19 protein-coding genes and 1 other annotated feature are annotated in these 20,702 nt (G+C 53.9%); of the genes, 15 read left to right on the top strand and 4 right to left on the bottom strand.

Annotated elements, in window-relative coordinates; genetic code table 11:
- The first annotated feature begins 4 nt into the window (after positions 1–4).
- Both radA and nadR read left to right on the top strand, forming a co-directional pair.
- The gene (gene radA, locus FDW95_RS19770) at positions 5–1,387 is read left to right on the top strand and encodes a DNA repair protein RadA (protein ID WP_096758396.1); all 1,383 of its coding nucleotides are present in this window, start codon (positions 5–7) and stop codon (positions 1,385–1,387) included.
- Between the two features lie 142 nt (positions 1,388–1,529).
- Positions 1,530–2,762, top strand: a complete 1,233-nt coding sequence (nadR, locus tag FDW95_RS19765) for a multifunctional transcriptional regulator/nicotinamide-nucleotide adenylyltransferase/ribosylnicotinamide kinase NadR (RefSeq protein WP_115259520.1) — start codon at positions 1,530–1,532, stop codon at positions 2,760–2,762.
- Between the two features lie 101 nt (positions 2,763–2,863).
- Here nadR and ettA read toward each other — a convergent pair whose 3' ends face one another.
- The gene (ettA, locus tag FDW95_RS19760) at positions 2,864–4,531 is read right to left on the bottom strand and encodes an energy-dependent translational throttle protein EttA (protein ID WP_096758394.1); all 1,668 of its coding nucleotides are present in this window, start codon (positions 4,529–4,531) and stop codon (positions 2,864–2,866) included.
- A gap of 331 nt (positions 4,532–4,862) precedes the next feature.
- Here ettA and sltY point away from each other — a divergent pair, with 331 nt between their 5' ends.
- Both sltY and trpR read left to right on the top strand, forming a co-directional pair.
- Positions 4,863–6,800: a murein transglycosylase gene (gene sltY, locus FDW95_RS19755; protein ID WP_115259518.1), complete on the top strand. Its 1,938-nt coding sequence runs from the start codon at positions 4,863–4,865 to the stop codon at positions 6,798–6,800.
- A gap of 88 nt (positions 6,801–6,888) precedes the next feature.
- Positions 6,889–7,215 (top strand): trp operon repressor, encoded by a 327-nt coding sequence (gene trpR, locus FDW95_RS19750; protein ID WP_096758392.1) that lies wholly within the window; start codon positions 6,889–6,891, stop codon positions 7,213–7,215.
- A gap of 49 nt (positions 7,216–7,264) precedes the next feature.
- Here trpR and yjjX read toward each other — a convergent pair whose 3' ends face one another.
- Positions 7,265–7,780, bottom strand: a complete 516-nt coding sequence (gene yjjX, locus FDW95_RS19745) for an inosine/xanthosine triphosphatase (protein ID WP_096758391.1) — start codon at positions 7,778–7,780, stop codon at positions 7,265–7,267.
- A gap of 52 nt (positions 7,781–7,832) precedes the next feature.
- Here yjjX and gpmB point away from each other — a divergent pair, with 52 nt between their 5' ends.
- Entirely contained in the window at positions 7,833–8,480 is a 648-nt protein-coding gene (gpmB, locus tag FDW95_RS19740) for a 2,3-diphosphoglycerate-dependent phosphoglycerate mutase GpmB (RefSeq protein ID WP_096758390.1), read from the top strand.
- Here the strand turns inward: gpmB and robA are convergent.
- A complete protein-coding gene (robA, locus tag FDW95_RS19735; RefSeq protein ID WP_096758389.1) occupies positions 8,477–9,346 on the bottom strand; it encodes an MDR efflux pump AcrAB transcriptional activator RobA in 870 nt (289 codons plus the stop codon). The genes gpmB and robA overlap by 4 nt on opposite strands.
- Positions 9,347–9,557: 211 nt before the next feature.
- On the opposite strand from robA, the gene creA reads away from it, so the two are divergent.
- The 4 genes from creA to creD are packed head-to-tail and all read left to right on the top strand — an operon-like array spanning position 9,558 to position 13,561.
- On the top strand, positions 9,558–10,031 hold the full coding sequence (gene creA, locus FDW95_RS19730; RefSeq protein ID WP_096758388.1) for a protein CreA: 474 nt from the start codon (positions 9,558–9,560) through the stop codon (positions 10,029–10,031).
- Positions 10,032–10,043: 12 nt separating this feature from the next.
- Complete coding sequence (gene creB, locus FDW95_RS19725; RefSeq protein WP_115259517.1) at positions 10,044–10,733, top strand: two-component system response regulator CreB; 690 nt, start codon at positions 10,044–10,046, stop codon at positions 10,731–10,733.
- Positions 10,733–12,157, top strand: coding sequence for a two-component system sensor histidine kinase CreC (gene creC / locus FDW95_RS19720; RefSeq protein ID WP_115259516.1), 1,425 nt, complete (start codon positions 10,733–10,735; stop codon positions 12,155–12,157). The genes creB and creC overlap by 1 nt, the downstream gene beginning before the upstream one ends.
- A gap of 57 nt (positions 12,158–12,214) precedes the next feature.
- Positions 12,215–13,561 carry a cell envelope integrity protein CreD gene (gene creD, locus FDW95_RS19715; protein WP_115259515.1) on the top strand — a complete coding sequence of 449 codons (1,347 nt, stop codon included), beginning with the start codon at positions 12,215–12,217 and terminating at the stop codon, positions 13,559–13,561.
- A 60-nt stretch (positions 13,562–13,621) separates the two neighbouring features.
- On the opposite strand, the gene arcA is transcribed toward creD, so the two are convergent.
- Positions 13,622–14,338: a two-component system response regulator ArcA gene (arcA, locus tag FDW95_RS19710; protein ID WP_001194359.1), complete on the bottom strand. Its 717-nt coding sequence runs from the start codon at positions 14,336–14,338 to the stop codon at positions 13,622–13,624.
- Between the two features lie 95 nt (positions 14,339–14,433).
- On the opposite strand from arcA, the gene yjjY reads away from it, so the two are divergent.
- The 6 genes from yjjY to thrC all read left to right on the top strand — a co-directional run bounded on the left by yjjY (position 14,434) and on the right by thrC (position 20,700).
- On the top strand, positions 14,434–14,574 hold the full coding sequence (yjjY, locus tag FDW95_RS19705) for a protein YjjY (RefSeq protein WP_001541509.1): 141 nt from the start codon (positions 14,434–14,436) through the stop codon (positions 14,572–14,574).
- Positions 14,575–14,973: 399 nt separating this feature from the next.
- The gene (locus FDW95_RS19700; protein WP_115259514.1) at positions 14,974–15,660 is read left to right on the top strand and encodes a tRNA/rRNA methyltransferase; all 687 of its coding nucleotides are present in this window, start codon (positions 14,974–14,976) and stop codon (positions 15,658–15,660) included.
- A gap of 206 nt (positions 15,661–15,866) precedes the next feature.
- Positions 15,867–15,993: a sequence feature (Thr leader region), on the top strand.
- Positions 15,872–15,937 (top strand): thr operon leader peptide, encoded by a 66-nt coding sequence (gene thrL / locus FDW95_RS19695; RefSeq protein WP_096759473.1) that lies wholly within the window; start codon positions 15,872–15,874, stop codon positions 15,935–15,937. It overlaps the preceding feature by 66 nt.
- Positions 15,994–16,016: 23 nt before the next feature.
- The gene (gene thrA / locus FDW95_RS19690) at positions 16,017–18,479 is read left to right on the top strand and encodes a bifunctional aspartate kinase/homoserine dehydrogenase I (protein WP_115259513.1); all 2,463 of its coding nucleotides are present in this window, start codon (positions 16,017–16,019) and stop codon (positions 18,477–18,479) included.
- A 1-nt stretch (position 18,480) separates the two neighbouring features.
- Positions 18,481–19,413: a homoserine kinase gene (gene thrB / locus FDW95_RS19685; protein ID WP_096758382.1), complete on the top strand. Its 933-nt coding sequence runs from the start codon at positions 18,481–18,483 to the stop codon at positions 19,411–19,413.
- Positions 19,414–20,700: a threonine synthase gene (thrC, locus tag FDW95_RS19680; RefSeq protein ID WP_115259512.1), complete on the top strand. Its 1,287-nt coding sequence runs from the start codon at positions 19,414–19,416 to the stop codon at positions 20,698–20,700.
- Positions 20,701–20,702 lie beyond the last annotated feature (2 nt).

The raw sequence follows: 20,702 nt of genomic DNA, 5'->3' as shown, positions 1-20,702 counted from the left end.
AAACGTGGCAAAAGCTCCTAAACGCGCCTTTGTATGTAATGAATGCGGGGCCGATTATCCGCGCTGGCAGGGGCAATGTAGCGCCTGTCAGGCCTGGAACAGCATCACCGAGGTGCGTCTTGCGGCGTCACCGACGGTGGCGCGTAACGAGCGCCTCAGCGGCTATGCCGGTAATGCAGGCGTCGCTAAGGTGCAAAAGCTGGCGGATATCAGTCTGGAAGAGCTGCCGCGTTTTTCTACCGGTTTTAAAGAGTTTGACCGCGTGTTGGGCGGCGGTGTGGTGCCCGGCAGTGCCATTCTGATCGGCGGTAATCCAGGCGCCGGGAAATCCACCCTGCTGCTGCAAACGCTGTGCAAGCTTGCCGAGCAGATGAAGACCCTGTACGTCACCGGGGAAGAATCGCTACAACAGGTGGCGATGCGCGCCCATCGACTCGGTCTGCCGACGGCAAATCTGAATATGCTGTCAGAAACCAGCATTGAGCAGATTTGCCTGATTGCAGAGGAAGAGCAGCCAAAGCTGATGGTCATCGACTCCATTCAGGTGATGCACATGGCGGATATTCAGTCTTCGCCGGGCAGCGTGGCGCAGGTGCGTGAAACCGCCGCATACCTGACGCGCTTTGCTAAAACGCGCGGCGTGGCGATTGTCATGGTCGGTCACGTCACCAAAGATGGCTCTCTGGCTGGGCCAAAAGTACTGGAGCACTGCATTGACTGCTCGGTGCTTCTTGACGGCGATGCGGATTCTCGTTTCCGTACCCTGCGTAGCCATAAAAACCGCTTTGGTGCGGTGAATGAGCTTGGCGTCTTCGCCATGACCGAACAGGGCCTGCGCGAAGTCAGCAACCCTTCCGCTATTTTCTTAAGCCGTGGCGATGAAGTGACCTCCGGCAGCTCGGTGATGGTGGTCTGGGAAGGGACGCGTCCACTGCTGGTGGAGATTCAGGCGCTGGTCGATCACTCGATGATGGCGAATCCTCGGCGTGTAGCAGTCGGATTGGAACAAAACCGTTTGGCGATCTTGCTGGCAGTGTTGCACCGTCACGGCGGCCTGCAAATGTCTGACCAGGACGTGTTCGTTAACGTGGTTGGCGGCGTCAAAGTCACCGAAACCAGCGCCGATCTTGCGTTACTGCTGGCGATGGTTTCCAGCCTGCGCGACAGGCCGCTACCGCACGATCTCGTGGTCTTTGGCGAAGTGGGGTTGGCGGGGGAGATTCGCCCGGTTCCCAGCGGCCAGGAGCGAATTTCTGAAGCGGCGAAGCACGGTTTCCGTCGGGCGATTGTCCCTGCCGCCAATGTGCCGAAAAAGGTGCCGGAAGGAATGCAGGTTTTTGGCGTTAAAAAGCTCGCGGATGCGTTAAACGTGTTTGACGACTTATAATTCATTACCCGTCGTCTTTCTGTCGGCAGGTGTGTTGGCTGCCACCAGAAATCCATAGGGTAATTATTTGTTTCACCTTGTAGGCCTGATAAGCGAAGCGCCATCAGGCAGTGTTACGCGATTTTTCCAGCAGGAGGCTCTTGTGTCATCGTTCGACTATCTCAAAACCGCCATTAAGCAAAAGGGCTGTACCTTGCAACAGGTGGCGGATGCCAGTGGTATGACCAAGGGATATTTAAGCCAACTGCTGAATGCCAAAATCAAAAGCCCCAGCGCGCAAAAGCTGGAGGCGCTGCACCGTTTTCTCGGGCTTGAGTTTCCCCGTCAGCAGAAAAATATCGGTGTGGTATTCGGTAAGTTTTATCCGCTGCATACCGGGCATATCTATCTGATCCAGCGCGCCTGTAGCCAGGTTGACGAGCTGCATATCATCATGGGCTATGACGAAACGCGCGACCGTAGCCTGTTTGAAGACAGCGCCATGTCACAGCAGCCCACAGTTTCTGACCGTCTTCGCTGGCTGCTGCAAACCTTCAAATATCAGAAAAATATCCGTATTCATGCCTTTAATGAAGAAGGCATGGAACCTTATCCGCACGGCTGGGATGTCTGGAGTAACGGCATAAAAACGTTTATGCAGGAGAAAGGGATCCAGCCAAACTGGATCTACACCTCTGAAGAAGCCGATGCGCCGCAGTATCTGGAACATCTGGGAATCGAAACGGTGCTGGTCGATCCCAAGCGCACATTCATGAGCATCAGCGGCGGACAAATCCGTGAAAACCCGTTTCGCTACTGGGAGTATATTCCCACCGAGGTGAAACCGTTTTTCGTGCGCACCGTGGCGATCCTTGGCGGTGAGTCGAGCGGAAAATCGACGCTGGTGAACAAACTCGCCAATATCTTCAACACCACCAGTGCGTGGGAATATGGCCGTGATTACGTCTTCTCCCATTTGGGCGGCGATGAGATGGCGCTGCAGTATTCCGATTACGATAAAATCGCGCTTGGACAAGCACAATACATTGATTTTGCAGTTAAATATGCCAGTAAAGTGGCATTTATCGACACCGACTTTGTCACGACGCAGGCGTTCTGTAAAAAGTACGAAGGGCGTGAGCACCCGTTTGTGCAGGCGCTGATCGACGAGTACCGCTTTGACCTGGTGATTCTGCTGGAAAATAACACGCCGTGGGTGGCAGATGGGCTACGCAGTCTGGGCAGCTCGGTTGACCGTAAGGCGTTTCAGTCGCTGCTGGTGGAAATGCTGCAGGAAAATAACATCGATTTTGTCCACGTCGAGGAGCCTGACTATGACGGCCGCTTCCTGCGCTGCGTGGAGCTGGTGAAAGAATTGATGGGTGAGCAGGGATAGATTTTAATGCCGGATGGCGGCGTAAACGCTTTGTCCGGCCTACAAGTTGCACTCACCTCGTAGGCCGGACACGCACAGCGCCATCCGGCACTTAACGGCAATTACTTAGAAATACGCTTGTACTTGATACGCTTCGGTTCCAGCGCATCTGCGCCCAGCGTGCGTTTCTTGTACTCTTCGTATTCAGTAAAGTTACCTTCGAAGAACTCGACTTTGCCTTCATCCTGGTAATCCAGAATGTGGGTGGCAATACGGTCGAGGAACCAACGGTCGTGCGAGATAACCATTGCGCAGCCCGGGAACTCCAGCAGGGCGTTTTCCAGCGCGCGCAGGGTTTCGATATCCAGGTCGTTGGTCGGTTCATCGAGCAGCAGCATGTTGCCGCCAACCTGCAGCAGCTTCGCCAGGTGCAGACGACCACGCTCACCACCGGACAGTTCGCCGACGCGTTTACCCTGATCAACACCTTTGAAGTTGAAGCGGCCTACGTAAGCGCGGCTTGGCATTTCGGTGTTACCGATCTTCATGATATCCAGCCCGCCGGATACTTCTTCCCACACGGTTTTGCTGTTATCCATTGCGTCACGGAACTGGTCAACGGAGGCCAGTTTCACGGTTTCACCCAGTTCAATGGTGCCGCTATCTGGCTGTTCTTCACCGGAGAGCATGCGGAACAGGGTGGATTTACCCGCGCCGTTCGGACCGATGATCCCGACGATAGCGCCTTTCGGTACCGAGAAGCTCAGGTCGTCGATCAGGACGCGGTCGCCGTAGGATTTACGCAGGTTGGTAACCTCAACGACTTTATCGCCCAGACGAGGTCCTGGTGGGATAAACAGTTCGTTGGTTTCGTTACGCTTCTGGTATTCGGTATTGTTGAGCTCTTCAAAGCGTGCCAGACGGGCTTTACCCTTCGACTGACGGCCTTTTGCACCCTGGCGTACCCACTCCAGCTCTTTCTCAATGGATTTACGGCGAGCCGCTTCCTGAGAGGCTTCCTGCGCCAGACGCTGATCTTTCTGCTCCAGCCAGGAAGAGTAGTTACCTTCCCACGGAATACCTTCACCGCGGTCAAGCTCCAGGATCCAGCCAGCCACGTTATCGAGGAAGTAACGGTCGTGGGTAATTGCCACCACGGTCCCTTCGAAGTCGTGCAGGAAGCGTTCCAGCCATGCCACGGATTCTGCATCCAGGTGGTTGGTCGGTTCGTCGAGCAGCAGCATGTCTGGTTTTTCCAGCAGCAGGCGGCACAGTGCGACGCGGCGGCGTTCACCCCCGGACAGCTTCTCAATTTTGGCATCCCAGTCCGGCAGACGGAGTGCGTCAGCGGCGCGCTCCAGCTGCACGTTCAGGTTGTGGCCGTCGTGTGCCTGAATAATTTCTTCGAATTTACCCTGCTGTGCGGCAAGCTTATCGAAGTCGGCATCCGGCTCGGCGTACTTCGCGTACACTTCATCCAGGCCTTTCAGGGCGTTAACCACGTCGGCGACCGCTTCTTCAACGGACTCACGCACGGTATGTTCCGGATTCAGCTTCGGCTCCTGAGGCAGGTAACCGATCTTGAGGCCCGGCTGTGGACGAGCTTCGCCCTCGATGTCGGTATCAATACCGGCCATGATGCGCAGCAGGGTGGATTTACCCGCGCCGTTCAGACCGAGTACACCGATTTTGGCACCCGGGAAGAAGCTCAGAGAGATGTTTTTAAGAATATGACGTTTCGGCGGAACGACTTTGCCGACACGATGCATGGTATAAACGAATTGAGCCACGTTGGACTTCGCCTCTTTTATATACTCTTCATCCTTCAGGCTGCCTCTGTGTTGGCTGCATTCGAAAACCCTGGTCACATAGCCATCTATGCTCGCAGGGATTTTCTCTCTTGCCGCCTTGATGCAGCCAGAATGATTTTGAGTAGGGTGATGAATAGTTATCAAAGGCGAAGTGTAGCCTTTTTCATTGCTCAATCCCAGCCAGCAGATCTCACTCGCAACAAAAGTAAAAAAGTGTCCGGAACGTGGCACTTTCTGCAATGTCTGATTAGCATGAATCTATTAAGCGGCATGATGCTGCACAGTCGTAACACGATAAGAGGAAGAGCTTGTGGACAAAGCCAAACACGTAGCCTGGCGCCTGCTGGCAGCCAGCGTATGTCTGCTGACGGTCAGTCAAGTGGCGCGAGCGGATTCTCTGGATGAACAGCGCAATCGCTATGCACAAATTAAGCAGGCCTGGGATAACCGGCAGATGGACGTCGTCGAGCAGATGATGCCGGGCCTGAAAAGCTACCCTCTGTATCCCTACCTTGAATATCGCCAGATTACTGACGATCTGATGAATCAGCCCACCGTTACCGTCACCAATTTTGTGCGCGCTAATCCAACGCTGCCGCCTGCTCGCACGTTGCAATCGCGCTTCGTGAACGAATTGGCACGTCGGGAAGACTGGCGAGGGTTGTTAGCATTCAGCCCGGATAAGCCCGGCACCACCGAAGCGCAATGTAATTACTACTATGCGAAATGGAGTACCGGGCAGGCCGAAGAAGCCTGGCAAGGTGCAAAAGATCTTTGGCTGACCGGGAAGAGTCAGCCCAACGCCTGTGACAAATTATTCGGCGTATGGCGGGCATCGGGGACTCAGGATCCGTTAGCGTATCTTGAACGTATTCGCCTGGCGATGAAGGCGGGTAATACCGGACTGGTTACCGCGCTGGCCGGACAAATGCCAGCGGATTATCAGACCATTGCTTCAGCGATTATTGCACTGGCAAACAACCCTAACTCGGTGATGACGTTTGCGCGCACCACCGGTGCTACGGATTTTACCCGTCAGATGGCGGCGGTGGCGTTTGCCAGCGTAGCGCGTCAGGACGCGGAAAATGCACGTTTGATGATCCCTTCATTGGCGCAGGCGCAGCAGTTAAATGACGATCAAACTCAGGAGCTGCGCGATATCGTCGCCTGGCGTCTGATGGGCAACGACGTTACTGACGAGCAGGCCAAATGGCGCGATGACGCGATTATGCGCTCACAATCCACCACGCTTGTGGAGCGCCGCGTGCGGATGGCGCTGGGAACTGGCGATCGTCGAGGGCTGAATACCTGGCTGGCGCGTCTGCCGATGGACGCGAAGGAAAAAGATGAATGGCGTTACTGGCAGGCGGATCTGCTGCTGGAGCGCGGACGTGACGCCGAAGCGAAAGAGATCCTGCATGCGCTGATGCAGCAGCGTGGCTTCTATCCGATGGTGGCAGCACAGCGCCTTGGTGAAGAATACACGCTGAAAATAGACAAAGCGCCTGCGGATGTTGACGCTGCCCTGACGCAGGGACCGGAGATGGCGCGCGTACGTGAGTTGATGTACTGGAACATGGACAACACCGCGCGCAGCGAGTGGGCGAATCTGGTCACCAGCCGCACCAAGTCTGAGCAGGCGCAGCTGGCGCGTTATGCGTTTAACAACCATTGGTGGGATCTGAGCGTGCAGGCCACGATCGCTGGCAAACTCTGGGATCATCTGGAAGAGCGTTTCCCGCTGGCCTACAAAGATCTGTTTACCCGTTACACCAGCGGGAAAGACATTCAGCCAAGCTACGCGATGGCCATTGCCCGTCAGGAAAGTGCCTGGAACCCGAAGGTAAAATCGCCGGTGGGTGCCAGCGGGTTGATGCAAATTATGCCGGGTACGGCGACGCATACAGTGAAGATGTTCTCGATTCCGGGTTACAGCAGTCCTAATCAGCTGTTGGATCCTGAGACCAATATCAACATCGGCACCAGCTATTTACAGTATGTGTATCAACAGTTTGGCAATAACCGCATCTTTGCTTCAGCAGCCTATAACGCCGGACCGGGTCGCGTTCGTACCTGGCTTGGCAACAGTGCAGGGCGCATTGACGCGGTGGCCTTTGTAGAAAGTATCCCGTTCTCCGAGACCCGTGGGTACGTGAAAAACGTGCTGGCTTACGATGCCTACTATCGTTACTTCCTCGGTGATAAGCCGGAATTGATGAACGACGCAGAATGGCAACGCCGTTACTGATCGTGGTGAGTGTGTTATGCTATCGTACTCGTTAAAGAGTACAAAGGGGGAGGCAATCGCGCCTCCCCCGCAACGATGGCGATATCTTATGACTCAGCAATCACCCTATTCAGCAGAGATGGCAGAACAGCGTCACCAGGAGTGGTTACGTTTTGTCGACCTGCTTAAACACGCTTATGAGCAAGATTTACACCAGCCATTGCTCAATTTGATGTTAACGCCTGATGAGCGCGAAGCGCTGGGGACTCGCGTGCGCATTATTGAAGAACTGCTGCGCGGCGAGATGAGCCAACGCGAGTTGAAAAACGAGCTTGGGGCCGGTATTGCGACCATCACGCGTGGGTCCAATAGCCTCAAAACTGCGCCGGTCGAGCTGCGTCAGTGGCTGGAACAGGTGCTGCTCGGAAAAGATTGAATTGCCTGATGGCGCTGTGCTTATCAGGCCTACAACGTAGCGCAAATAATTACCGATACACCGCGTTATGGAACGGGCTGAGCGCCAGGATCACCGCCTGGTGATAGACGCTGGCACGGGTTAACTTCCCGGCGGTAAACACGCCAATCGCCCCTTCTTTACGGCCTATCTCGTCAATGCCAGTGTACTGTGACATCACCGGACCGAGCGCTTCTCCCTGACGGACTCTGTCGAGAATCACCGCCGGCAGCGGCAGCGTAGCGGAACGCGCTTCACCGCGCTGAACGCCATTATCAATCACCACCCAGCTGAAGGTCGCGTCATCGTCAATGCCGGCTTCAATGGCCACCCAGAAATCGGCCTGCGGATGCAGGCGGCGTGCGTTATCTATGCGATTTCGTGCGCCAGTGCGCGTTTCCTGACTTCCAAAAGGTTGTTCCGGCACACCGCTCTCGACGGCGACGGGTTCAATATGGCAGGATCCTTCACCGAAAATCTCTTCAAATGCCCGAAGAATTGCCTGAATTTTGGCAGGATTGGTGGTCGCAGAGATAACCTTGTGCATAATTAAGCTCAGTTTGAAAATTCATCGCATCGCAGTATAACGGAAAAAACGCATGTTACAGGTATACCTTGTTCGCCACGGTGAAACGCAGTGGAACGCCGAGCGACGTATTCAAGGCCAGTCAGACAGCCCGCTGACCGCTAAAGGTGAACAGCAAGCTATGCAGGTTGGCGAACGCGCCCGCTCGCTTGGCATTACTCACGTCATCAGTAGCGATTTAGGTCGTACACGACGCACCGCAGAAATCATCGCCCAGGCGTGTGGCTGTGATATCACCTTCGACGCCCGCCTGCGCGAGCTGAATATGGGGGTGCTGGAAAAGCGCCACATCGACTCTCTGACGCCAGAGGAAGAGGGCTGGCGTCGCCAGTTAGTCAACGGCACGGTTGATGGTCGTATTCCGGATGGGGAATCCATGCAGGAACTGGCCGATCGTGTTAACGCCGCGCTGGCATCTTGTCTGGAACTGCCGCAAGGGAGCCGCCCATTGCTGGTAAGCCACGGTATTGCGCTGGGTTGCCTGGTGAGTACGATTCTGGGACTGCCCGCCTGGGCTGAGCGTCGGCTGCGTCTGCGCAACTGCTCGATTTCCCGCGTCGATTATCAGGAAAGTTTATGGCTTGCGCCGGGTTGGGTGGTCGAAACGGCAGGGGACATCTCGCATCTGGACGCCCCTGCGTTGGATGAGCTACAGCGCTAACGGCGAATAGGAATCAGGAATTCGCAGCGTAGGTTAATAGGGCGATCGCCTGCTTTGGCATCTTCTGCCGGGTAGTATCGCTCTATATCCTGACCTTTACGACGGGTCAGGTTCAGCATTGGCATACAGGTGCCATACACTGTCAGAATAAATTCCTGCACGCCCGTTCCCAGGCCTTCATAGGTAAACATGACATATTCGCCGCCCTGCAACAGGATTGGCTGCGCGGACGGTACATAGCCGCTGGCCTGTTCCGGCGTGAGTGCGGTGGTATAGAAGACTTCCTGTTCGTCATCTTTTTCAAAACTCGGACGCGTTTCGTTGAGTCCGTACAGCACCGGCGGAATGGCAGGAGCCTGGCTCAGGAAGTCGCGCCAGAACTGAATACGCATTTCATGACGGAAGTCGGAAATTTGTTCCAGCGAACAAGAGTAGCTTTGCGTGGTGCCGAGCAACTGCGTGTCTTCCAGCGTCACGAACTGATGTGCCGGCATCGCAAATTCCCCGAGTCGCATCGGTGGGCGAATACCAAAAGCGCTCCATTCCGGCGAGCGGCGGTACAGTGCAGGCGTCTGAGCGAATTGTTTTTTGAACGCACGGGTAAACGTCTGTTGAGAGTCAAAACGGTATTGCAGGGCAATATCCAGAATCGGACGCGCAGTCAGGCGTAGCGCCACAGCGGACTTCGATAAACGACGGGCGCGGATGTAGGCACCAATAGCGTGGCCCGTCACGTCCTTAAACATTCTCTGCAGATGCCACTTGGAATAGCCTGCTTTTGCCGCCACATTGTCAAGCGACAGAGGCTGATCCAGATGACCTTCCAGCCAGATTAATAGGTCGCGAATAATGCCAGCCTGATCCATAAAATATCCTCATCCTTTCAACAGCGAGTACCTGACGTCAGGTAAGAGGATAATAGCATTTTTTGCTGTTTTAGCATTCAGTGTTTTTTTTGCTCATAAATGCTGTTTTCGGACATACGAAAGCGTGATTATTGTAATCCTGTGATCTGTATACATTTTATTTTAGAATGTTGAATAATTGCTCAGGGCAACTTTTAAAAATGGTAACAATATGAAATATAAGAGCTTAGTCATTTCCTCAATTTTGCTGTTGTTGGCGCAGGTGGCCCATGCGGAGCAGATTGGTTCTGTCGATACGGTATTTAAAATGTTTGGACCGGATCATAAAATCGTCGTCGAAGCGTTTGACGATCCCGATGTAACCAACGTGACCTGCTATGTTAGCCGCGCAAAAACCGGCGGCATTAAGGGCGGGTTAGGGCTGGCTGAAGATACCTCCGATGCCGCCATTTCCTGCCAGCAGGTGGGGCCGGTTGAGCTGAGCGACAGAATCAAGAACGGTAAAGCGCAGGGCGAAGTCGTCTTTAAGAAACGGACGTCGCTGGTGTTTAAATCATTACAGGTGGTGCGTTTTTATGATGAAAAACGCAACACGCTGGCGTATCTGGCCTATTCCGACAAGGTTGTCGACGGTTCGCCGAAAAATGCCATCAGCGCGGTGCCCATCATGCCGTGGCGGCAGTAACAAGGAAGCAAAATGCAACAGGCGTTGATCTGGTTGGTTGAGGATGAGCAGGGTATCGCGGATACGCTTATCTACATGCTGCAACAGGAAGGTTTTAGCGTGGAAGCGTTTGAGCGTGGACTGCCGGTGCTGGAAAGCGCGCGTCAGCGATGCCCGGATGCGATAATCCTCGACGTCGGACTGCCTGATATCAGCGGTTTTGAACTGTGCCGTCGCCTGCTGGAGCGCCACCCGGCGCTGCCGGTTCTTTTTCTGACCGCCCGCAGCGATGAAGTGGACCGCCTGTTAGGTCTGGAGATTGGCGCGGATGATTACGTCGCCAAACCCTTCTCGCCGCGCGAGGTGTGCGCCCGAGTGCGCACGCTGCTGCGGCGGGTGAGGAAATTTGCAGCACCGCCATTGGCAGCGCGTTTTGGCAATTTTGAACTCAATGAACCCGCCGCGCAGATTGCGTGGTTTGGCTGTCCGTTAAACCTGACGCGCTATGAGTTCCTGTTGCTGAAAACCTTGCTGATGTCGCCGGGGCGTATCTACTCGCGCCAGCAACTGATGGATTTAGTTTGGGCCGATGCGCAGGATACCTACGACAGAACGGTGGACACGCACATCAAAACACTGCGCGCCAAACTGCGGGCTATTAATCCGGATCTCTCGCCGATTAACACGCATCGCGGGATGGGATACAGCCTGAGGAACGCCTGATGCGCATTGGCATGCGACTGCTGCTGGGCTACTTTTTGATTGTCGCCGTTGCCGCCTGGTTTGTTCTGTCTATTTTTGTGCAGGAGATTAAACCTGGCGTACGCCGGGCCACCGAAGGCACGCTGATTGACACCGCCACGCTGTTAGCGGCGCTGGCACGCGACGACGTACTCTCTGGCTCTGCTGCCAACGGTAAGTTGGCGCAGGCCTTCTCGCAACTGCATAACCGCCCTTTTCGTGCCAACATCAGCGGCATTAACAAAGTGCGCAATGAGTATCACGTCTACATGACAGATGCTCAGGGCAAGGTGTTGTTTGATTCCGCCAATAAAGCAGTAGGGGAAGATTATTCCCGTTGGAACGACGTGTGGTTAACGCTGCGCGGGCAATATGGCGCGCGCAGTACGCTGCAAAATCCGGCTGACCCGGAAAGCTCGGTGATGTACGTTGCGGCACCGATTATCGACGGTGAGCGCATTATTGGGGTGCTTAGCGTCGGGAAGCCCAATGCGGCAATGGCACCGGTAATTAAACGCAGCGAGCGGCGGATGCTGTGGGCGAGCGCGGTGTTGCTGGGGATCGCATTAGTGATTGGCGTGGGAATGGTATGGTGGATCAACCGCTCTATTGCCCGGCTGGCGCGCTATGCTGACTCGGTGACGGAGAATCGGCCCGTCGCGTTACCGGATTTAGGCAGCAGTGAATTGCGAAAACTGGCGCAGGCGCTGGAAAGTATGCGCCTGAAGCTGGAGGGTAAGAATTACATTGAGCAGTATGTGTATGCCTTAACCCATGAACTGAAAAGCCCGCTGGCGGCTATTCGTGGCGCGGCGGAGATTTTACGTGAAGGGCCGCCACCTGACGTGGTGGCACGTTTTACCGAAAATATTCTGACGCAAAATGCGCGTATGCAGGCACTGGTCGAAACCCTGTTGCGCCAGGCGCGGCTGGAAAACCGGCAGGATGTTGCGTTTACGCCCGTTGCGGTTGATGCACTGTTTGCCCAGTTGCGCGAGTCGCGTAGCGTCCAGTTGTCTGCTAAACATATCACGCTCAACATTGTGCCCTCATCATGGGTGGTTGCGGCTGAACCTGCGCTGCTGGAGCAGGCCATGGGTAATCTGCTGGATAACGCCATCGACTTTACCCCTGAACAGGGGACCATTGTCCTGAGTGCGCAGCAGCAAGGAGAAAAGGTCTCATTGCAGGTGACGGACTGCGGCAGCGGGATCCCTGATTTTGCGTTACCGCGCATTTTTGAACGATTTTATTCACTGCCCCGCAAGAATGGTCACAAGAGCAGCGGTCTGGGGCTGGCGTTTGTCAGCGAAGTCGCCCGTCTGTTTGACGGCGATGTGACGCTGAGTAATCGCCCCGAAGGCGGGGTACAGGCGTCGTTCACACTTCACCGTCACTTCACATAACTTCAAATTCTGCGCACATAGCCGTTCTACCTTGTCGTCATTGCAAAGGAGAACGCTATGTTGAAATCCCCCCTGTTCTGGAAAATCGTCACCTTAGGTGGCGCCATGCTGTTGCTGTTAATTCCTCTGACGATGGTCAGGCAGATAATCGTTGAGCGATCGGATTACCGTAATGAGGTCGAAGATGCTATCCGGCAGAGTACCAGTGGGCCGCAGAAGTTAGTTGGGCCGCTAATTGCTATCCCCGTGACCGAACTTTATACCTCGCTGGAAGACGGTAAAGAAGTCTCGCAAAAGCGCAGCTATATCCATTTCTGGCTGCCGGAGTCGTTGATGGTTGAGGGCAATCAAAATGTTGAAGGACGTAAAGTCGGCATTTATGAGGGCCAGGTCTGGCATAACGATGTGTCGTTGAACGCGGAGTTCAATGCGGAACGGCTGAGTGAATTGCATCACCCTAATATAACGTTAGGGAAACCGTTTATTGTGGTTGGCGTCGGCGACGCACGCGGGATTGGCGTGGTGAAAGTGCCGCAGATTAACGGGACGTCGCTGGCCGTTGAGCCGGGAACGGGGCTTGATGGGCGTGCGCAGGGGATCCACATTCCTCTGCCGGATGCGGAATGGACGAAGCAAAACCTTAGTCTGGCGCTGTCGCTTAATCTGAACGGTACCGGGGATTTTTCCGTTGTCCCCATTGGACGTAACAGCGAAATGACCCTAACCAGTAACTGGCCGCATCCCAATTTTCTGGGGGATTTTTTGCCCACGAAGCGTGAAGTTAGTGCATCAGGGTTTACGGCCCAATGGCAAAGCAGCTGGTTTGCCAATAACCTCGGTGATCGTTTTGATGGGGAAAAAATTGGCTGGCAGGGAATGCCAGCGTTTAGCGTGGCGGTAGCTACACCGGCCGATCAATATCAGCTGACCGACAGAGCAACGAAGTATGCCATCTTACTGATCGTACTGACTTTTATGTCTTTCTTTGTGCTTGAGAGTATGACCAGTCTGCGCCTGCACCCCATGCAGTATCTGTTGGTAGGGTTATCGCTGGTGATGTTTTATCTGCTGTTGCTGGCACTGTCAGAACATATTGGTTTTACCGCGGCGTGGATTATTGCCAGCCTGATTGGTGCCCTGATGAACGGCGTGTATTTACAGGCGGTATTACAAGGGTGGCGTAACAGTATTCTGTTCACCTTGGCGCTGTTGGCACTGGACGGGGTGATGTGGGTGTTACTGCGTTCGCAGGACAGTTCTTTGCTACTGGGAACCGGCGTGCTGTTATTGGCACTGTGCGGGATTATGTTCCTGACGCGTCATCTTGACTGGCACGCACTGGCTCGGCCCAAAGCAAAAGAGACGCAACCCGTGGAAAACGATGAATTTCGTTTGTGGAAGTAGGGTGGAGATAAAATGAAAAACGGCGCTTTACGCGCCGTTTTTGTTCCCGCAAGGATGAGATTAATCCTGCAGGTCGCCGCAGAAACGATAGCCTTCACCGTGAATGGTGGCGATGATTTCTGGCGTATCCGGCGTAGATTCGAAATGCTTACGAATACGACGGATAGTCACGTCAACGGTACGGTCATGCGGCTTCAGTTCGCGACCGGTCATTTTTTTCAGCAGTTCTGCGCGAGACTGGATCTTGCCCGGATTCTCACAGAAGTGAAGCATGGCACGGAATTCGCTGCGTGGCAGTTTATACTGCTCGCCGTCAGGACCGATCAGAGAACGGCTGTTGATGTCCAGTTCCCAACCATTGAACTTGTAGCTTTCGACGCTACGACGTTCTTCGCTGACCGTGCCCAGGTTCATGGTACGGGACAGCAAGTTACGAGCACGGATAGTCAGTTCACGCGGGTTAAACGGTTTGGTGATGTAATCATCCGCGCCGATTTCGAGGCCGAGAATTTTATCGACTTCGTTATCGCGGCCCGTCAGGAACATCAGCGCAACGTTAGCTTGTTCGCGGAGTTCGCGCGCTAACAGAAGACCGTTTTTACCTGGCAGATTGATATCCATAATCACAAGGTTGATGTCATATTCAGAGAGGATCTGATGCATTTCCGCGCCATCTGTCGCCTCGAATACATCATAGCCTTCCGCTTCGAAAATGCTTTTCAACGTGTTACGTGTTACTAACTCGTCTTCAACGATAAGAATGTGCGGGGTCTGCATGTTTGCTACCTAAATTGCCAACTAAATCGAAACAGGAAGTACAAAAGTCCCTGACCTGCCTGATGCATGTCGTAAATTAACATGATCGGCGTAACATGACTAAAGTACGTAATTGCGTTCTTGATGCACTTTCCATCAACGTCAACAACATCATTAGCTTGGTCGTGGGCACTTTCCCTCTGGACCCGACAGTGTCAAAAACGGCTGTCATCCTAACCATTTTAACAGCAACATAACAGGCTAAGACGTACCGGACACCCAATAAAACTACGCTTCGTTGACATATATCAAGTTCAATTGTAGCACGTTAACAGTTTGATGAAATCATCGTATCCAAATGTTAGCTTTCATCACAAAATTGCAATAATACAACTAGTTGCACGTGCTAACTAATAAATGTAATGAATCCTACGAATGAGATCCATTTTAAATTAAATTATCATGAATAAACAGAAGGATATGCAACTTCTGTTAACATAAAAAGCAATAGTACAGGTACGAAACAGTTTAGCATTTTTTACTTAATGTAAAATGCTTTTTCAGTGATCTCTGTTAAAAATATGTAAATTCGCGCTGCGTAATATGTTGATGTGCATCACATTATTATCGGCAAACTGACCAAAAAGAGTAGCAAAATGCGTTTAACAATTATTCTGGTGGCCCCTGCCAGAGCGGAAAATATTGGTGCGGCAGCCCGTGCGATGAAAACCATGGGATTCACCGAGTTGCGGATCGTTGACAGTCAGGCACACCTGGAACCGGCCACGCGCTGGGTGGCCCACGGTTCGGGTGACATTATTGATAATATTAACGTTTTTACAACGTTAGCCGAGGCGCTGCACGACGTGGATTTTACCGTTGCTACCACGGCGCGCAGTCGCGCAAAGTTTCATTATTACGCTACTCCGGTCGAATTGGTTCCGTTGCTGGAGGAAAAATCGGCGTGGATGGATCACGCTGCGCTGGTTTTTGGCCGTGAGGATTCTGGCCTGACGAATGAAGAACTGGCGCTGGCAGACGTGTTGACCGGCGTACCGATGGTGGCTGACTATCCTTCACTGAATTTGGGGCAGGCGGTGATGGTGTATTGCTATCAATTAGCCGGTTTAATACAACAGCCCGCTAAAACCGCTGAGGTGACGGATGAGCTTCAGCTCCAGGCATTACGGACGCGTGTTTTACGTTTATTGACCACGCTGGATGTTGCCGATGACATCAAACTCACGGACTGGTTGCAACAACGAATGGGCCTGTTAGGACAGCGAGACACGGCAATGTTGCACCGTTTTTTACATGATATTGAAAAAAATATCACAAAATAAAATATTGCCAATCTATTCTTTGTGGGTTTTTTATTCTGACTTCAAGCGTGCCTGACGCGCCGTATTGGTTGAAAGTAAAACGGTAAGCAGTGACTCGTGAACAAGTTTCGGAACGTGATCAATTTAGAAATTTATTGACTTAGGTCACGAGATACTTTAACCCTAAAAGAATAGAGCACAGACAGATAATAATTACAGAGCACACAACATCATGAAACGCATCGGCACCACCATTACTACAACCATCACCATTACCACAGGTAACGGTGCGGGCTGACGCGTACAGGAAACACAGAAAAAAGCCCGCACCTAAACAGTGCGGGCTTTTTTTTCGACCAGAGGCAACGAGGTAAACCATGCGAGTGTTGAAGTTTGGCGGTACATCAGTGGCAAATGCAGAGCGCTTTCTGCGGGTTGCCGATATTCTGGAAAGCAATGCCAGGCAGGGGCAGGTTGCGACCGTCCTCTCTGCCCCGGCAAAAATCACTAACCATCTGGTGGCGATGATTGAGAAGACCATCGGTGGCCAGGATGCTTTAGCCAATATCAGCGACGCCGAACGTATTTTCTCTGAGCTTTTGGTCGGTCTTGCCGCGGTTCAGCCCGGTTTCCCGCTGGCGCAACTCAAAGCCTTTGTTGAACAAGAATTTGCCCAAATTAAGCATGTCCTGCACGGCATCAGCCTGCTGGGACAGTGCCCGGACAGCATCAACGCCGCGCTTATCTGCCGTGGTGAAAAAATGTCGATCGCAATTATGGCCGGGCTGCTGGAAGCACGTGGCCACAAAGTGACGGTTATTGATCCGGTTGAGAAACTGTTAGCGGTGGGTCATTACCTCGAATCGACCGTTGATATTACCGAGTCTACGCGTCGAATTGCCGCCAGCCGTATTCCGGCAGACCATATGGTGTTGATGGCAGGCTTTACCGCCGGGAATGAAAAAGGTGAGCTGGTGGTGCTGGGACGTAACGGCTCTGATTACTCCGCCGCCGTGCTGGCTGCCTGTTTGCGTGCAGACTGCTGTGAGATCTGGACGGACGTTGACGGCGTGTATACCTGCGACCCGCGTCAGGTCCCCGATGCCAGACTGCTGAAGTCAATGTCTTATCAGGAAGCGATGGAGCTGTCTTATTTCGGCGCCAAAGTGCTTCACCCGCGCACCATTACCCCGATTGCCCAGTTCCAGATCCCTTGCCTGATTAAAAATACCGGTAACCCGCAAGCGCCGGGTGCGCTGATTGGCGCCAGCCGCGATGAAGATGATCTGCCGGTAAAAGGCATTTCGAATCTCAACAATATGGCGATGTTCAGCGTGTCGGGTCCTGGAATGAAAGGGATGGTCGGCATGGCGGCCCGCGTGTTTGCCGCGATGTCTCGCGCAGGGATTTCGGTGGTACTGATCACCCAGTCGTCTTCTGAATACAGCATCAGCTTCTGCGTCCCGCAGGGCGACTGTGCGCGTGCACAGCGTGCGATGCAGGATGAATTCTACCTCGAGTTGAAAGAAGGGCTGCTGGAGCCGCTGGCGGTCACTGAGCGCCTGGCGATCATCTCAGTAGTTGGCGACGGTATGCGTACGCTGCGCGGTATCTCCGCGAAATTCTTTGCCGCGCTGGCCCGTGCCAACATCAATATCGTGGCTATCGCCCAGGGCTCGTCTGAGCGCTCTATTTCGGTGGTGGTGAACAATGATGATGCCACCACCGGCGTGCGCGTGACGCATCAGATGCTGTTCAATACCGATCAGGTGATAGAAGTCTTTGTCATAGGCGTCGGTGGCGTCGGGTCTGCGCTGCTTGAACAGCTTAAGCGGCAACAAACCTGGCTGAAGAGCAAGCATATTGATTTACGCGTTTGTGGGGTGGCGAATTCGAAGGCCCTGCTGACCCATGTTCACGGTCTGAATCTGGAAAACTGGCAGGCGGAGCTGGCGGAAGCTAAGGAGCCTTTCAACCTCGGTCGCTTAATTCGCCTGGTGAAAGAATACCATCTGCTTAACCCGGTGATTGTGGACTGTACGTCAAGTCAGGCCGTGGCAGATCAGTATGCGGACTTCCTGCGCGAAGGCTTCCACGTCGTGACGCCGAATAAAAAGGCGAATACCTCGTCGATGGATTACTACCATCAGCTACGTTTTGCCGCCGCGAAGTCCCGACGTAAATTCCTCTATGACACCAACGTTGGCGCGGGATTACCGGTTATCGAAAACCTGCAAAACCTGCTCAGTGCAGGTGATGAACTGCAACGCTTCTCGGGGATTCTGTCCGGTTCGCTGTCGTTTATTTTTGGCAAGCTGGATGAAGGCATGAGCTTCTCGCAAGCCACCACGCTGGCACGCGAAATGGGCTATACCGAGCCCGATCCACGCGATGACCTTTCCGGGACGGATGTGGCGCGCAAACTGCTGATCCTCGCCCGCGAAACCGGTCGCGAGCTGGAGCTTAGCGATATCGTTATTGAGCCGGTGTTACCGCAAGATTTTGATGATTCTGGCGATGTCTCTGCGTTTATGGCTAAGCTGTCGCAGCTTGATGATGCGTTTGCCGCGCGCGTGGCGAAAGCCCGTGATGAGGGGAAAGTCATGCGCTATGTTGGCAATATCGAAGAAGACGGTGTGTGTCGGGTGAAAATCGCCGAAGTGGATGGCAACGATCCGCTGTATAAAGTGAAAAATGGCGAAAACGCGCTGGCGTTCTACAGTCACTACTACCAGCCATTACCGCTGGTACTGCGTGGTTACGGTGCAGGTAATGATGTCACGGCGGCGGGCGTCTTTGCCGATCTGCTTCGTACCCTTTCATGGAAGTTAGGAGTTTAACATGGTGAGAGTTTATGCCCCGGCTTCCAGTGCCAATATGAGCGTCGGGTTTGATGTGCTCGGGGCGGCGGTTACGCCCGTTGATGGTTCTTTGTTAGGTGATGTTGTCTCTGTGGAAGCCGCTGACAGCTTTAGCCTCAACAATCTGGGGCGCTTTGCGAGCAAACTGCCGTCAGAGCCGCGGGAAAATATCGTCTACCAGTGCTGGGAGCGATTTTGTCAGGAGCTGGGGAAAGCCGTTCCGGTGACGATGACGCTGGAAAAAAATATGCCGATTGGCTCCGGCTTAGGCTCCAGCGCCTGTTCTGTTGTGGCCGCGCTGGTGGCAATGAATGAGCACTGCGGTAAACCGCTCAACGACACCCGCCTGCTGGCGATCATGGGTGAGCTGGAAGGGCGTATCTCCGGCAGTGTTCACTACGATAATGTGGCACCGTGCTTTTTGGGCGGTATGCAGTTGATGATTGAGGAAAACGGCATTATCAGCCAACAGGTGCCAGGCTTTGATGAGTGGTTGTGGGTGCTGGCCTATCCGGGAATTAAGGTTTCAACGGCTGAAGCGCGGGCGATTTTACCGGCGCAATACCGTCGCCAGGACTGCATCGCCCACGGGCGACATCTGGCGGGCTTCATTCATGCCTGCTATTCCCGTCAGCCAGGGTTAGCGGCAAAGCTGATGAAAGATGTGATTGCCGAGCCATATCGCACCCGCTTGCTGCCAGGCTTCAGCCAGGCGCGTCAGGCGGTGGCGGAAATCGGCGCGGTGGCCAGTGGTATTTCCGGTTCTGGACCGACGCTGTTTGCTCTGTGCGATAAACCGGAGACGGCGCAGCGGGTTGCAGACTGGCTGGGTAAAAATTACCTGCAAAATCAGGAAGGCTTTGTTCATATTTGCCGGCTGGACACGGCGGGCGCACGGGTACTGGGAAAATAAATGAAACTCTACAATCTAAAAGATCATAACGAGCAGGTCAGTTTCGCGCAGGCCGTCACCCAAGGGTTGGGTAGAAAACAGGGGTTATTTTTTCCGCACGATCTGCCGGAATTTAGCCTGACCGAAATCGATGAAATGCTGAAGTTGGATTTTGTCAGCCGTAGCGCAAAGATCCTGTCCGCCTTTATTGGTGATGAAATAGCGAATGACGTCATCGCAGATCGCGTGCGCGCGGCGTTTGCATTCCCTGCGCCGGTTGCTCAGGTGACGGGGGATGTCGGTTGTCTGGAGCTGTTCCACGGCCCGACGCTGGCCTTTAAAGACTTTGGCGGGCGCTTTATGGCGCAGATGCTGACGCGCATCAGCGGCGACAAGCCGGTAACCATCCTGACGGCCACGTCCGGCGATACCGGGGCGGCGGTCGCGCATGCCTTTTATGGCCTGAAAAATGTGCGCGTGGTGATCCTCTATCCTAACGGTAAGATCAGCCCGTTACAGGAAAAACTGTTCTGTACGCTGGGTGGAAACATTGAAACTGTCGCCATTGACGGTGATTTTGATGCCTGCCAGGCGCTGGTGAAACAGGCGTTTGATGACGAAGAACTGAAGGTGGCGCTGGGATTAAATTCGGCTAACTCGATCAACATCAGCCGGTTGCTGGCGCAAATCTGCTACTACTTTGAGGCCGTGGCGCAACTGCCGCAGGAGGCGCGCAATCAGCTGGTGGTTTCTGTACCGAGCGGCAACTTTGGCGATCTGACCGCTGGACTGCTGGCAAAATCACTCGGTTTGCCGGTGAAGCGTTTTATCGCGGCAACCAATGTCAACGATACGGTTCCGCGTTTCCTTGAAGAAGGCGAGTGGGCGCCGAAAGCCACCCAGGCGACCTTATCGAATGCCATGGATGTCAGCCAGCCGAACAACTGGCCGCGCGTGGAAGAGCTGTTCCGTCGTAAAATCTGGCGTCTGAACGAACTGGGCTATGCGGCCGTTGACGATGCGACCACTGAGGAAACGATGCGTGAGCTGCAGGCGATTGGCTACACCTCAGAGCCGCACGCGGCGGTGGCGTACCGCGCGCTGCGTGATCAACTGAACCCAGGCGAATATGGCCTGTTCCTTGGGACCGCGCACCCGGCGAAGTTTAAAGAAAGCGTTGAACAGATCCTTGATGTGACGCTGGATCTACCAAAAGAGCTGGCGGAGCGTGCGGACTTGCCGCTGCTGTCGCATCATCTACCGGCTGATTTTGCCGCGCTGCGTCAACTGATGATGACCCGCGGATAATT

Origin of the sequence: Citrobacter sp. wls718 (assembly GCF_005280945.1) — a bacterium.
GTDB classification, from domain to species: domain Bacteria; phylum Pseudomonadota; class Gammaproteobacteria; order Enterobacterales; family Enterobacteriaceae; genus Citrobacter; species Citrobacter gillenii.
The sequence above is the reverse complement of the archived record's forward strand: the minus strand, read 5'-3'. Positions and strand labels throughout refer to the sequence as shown.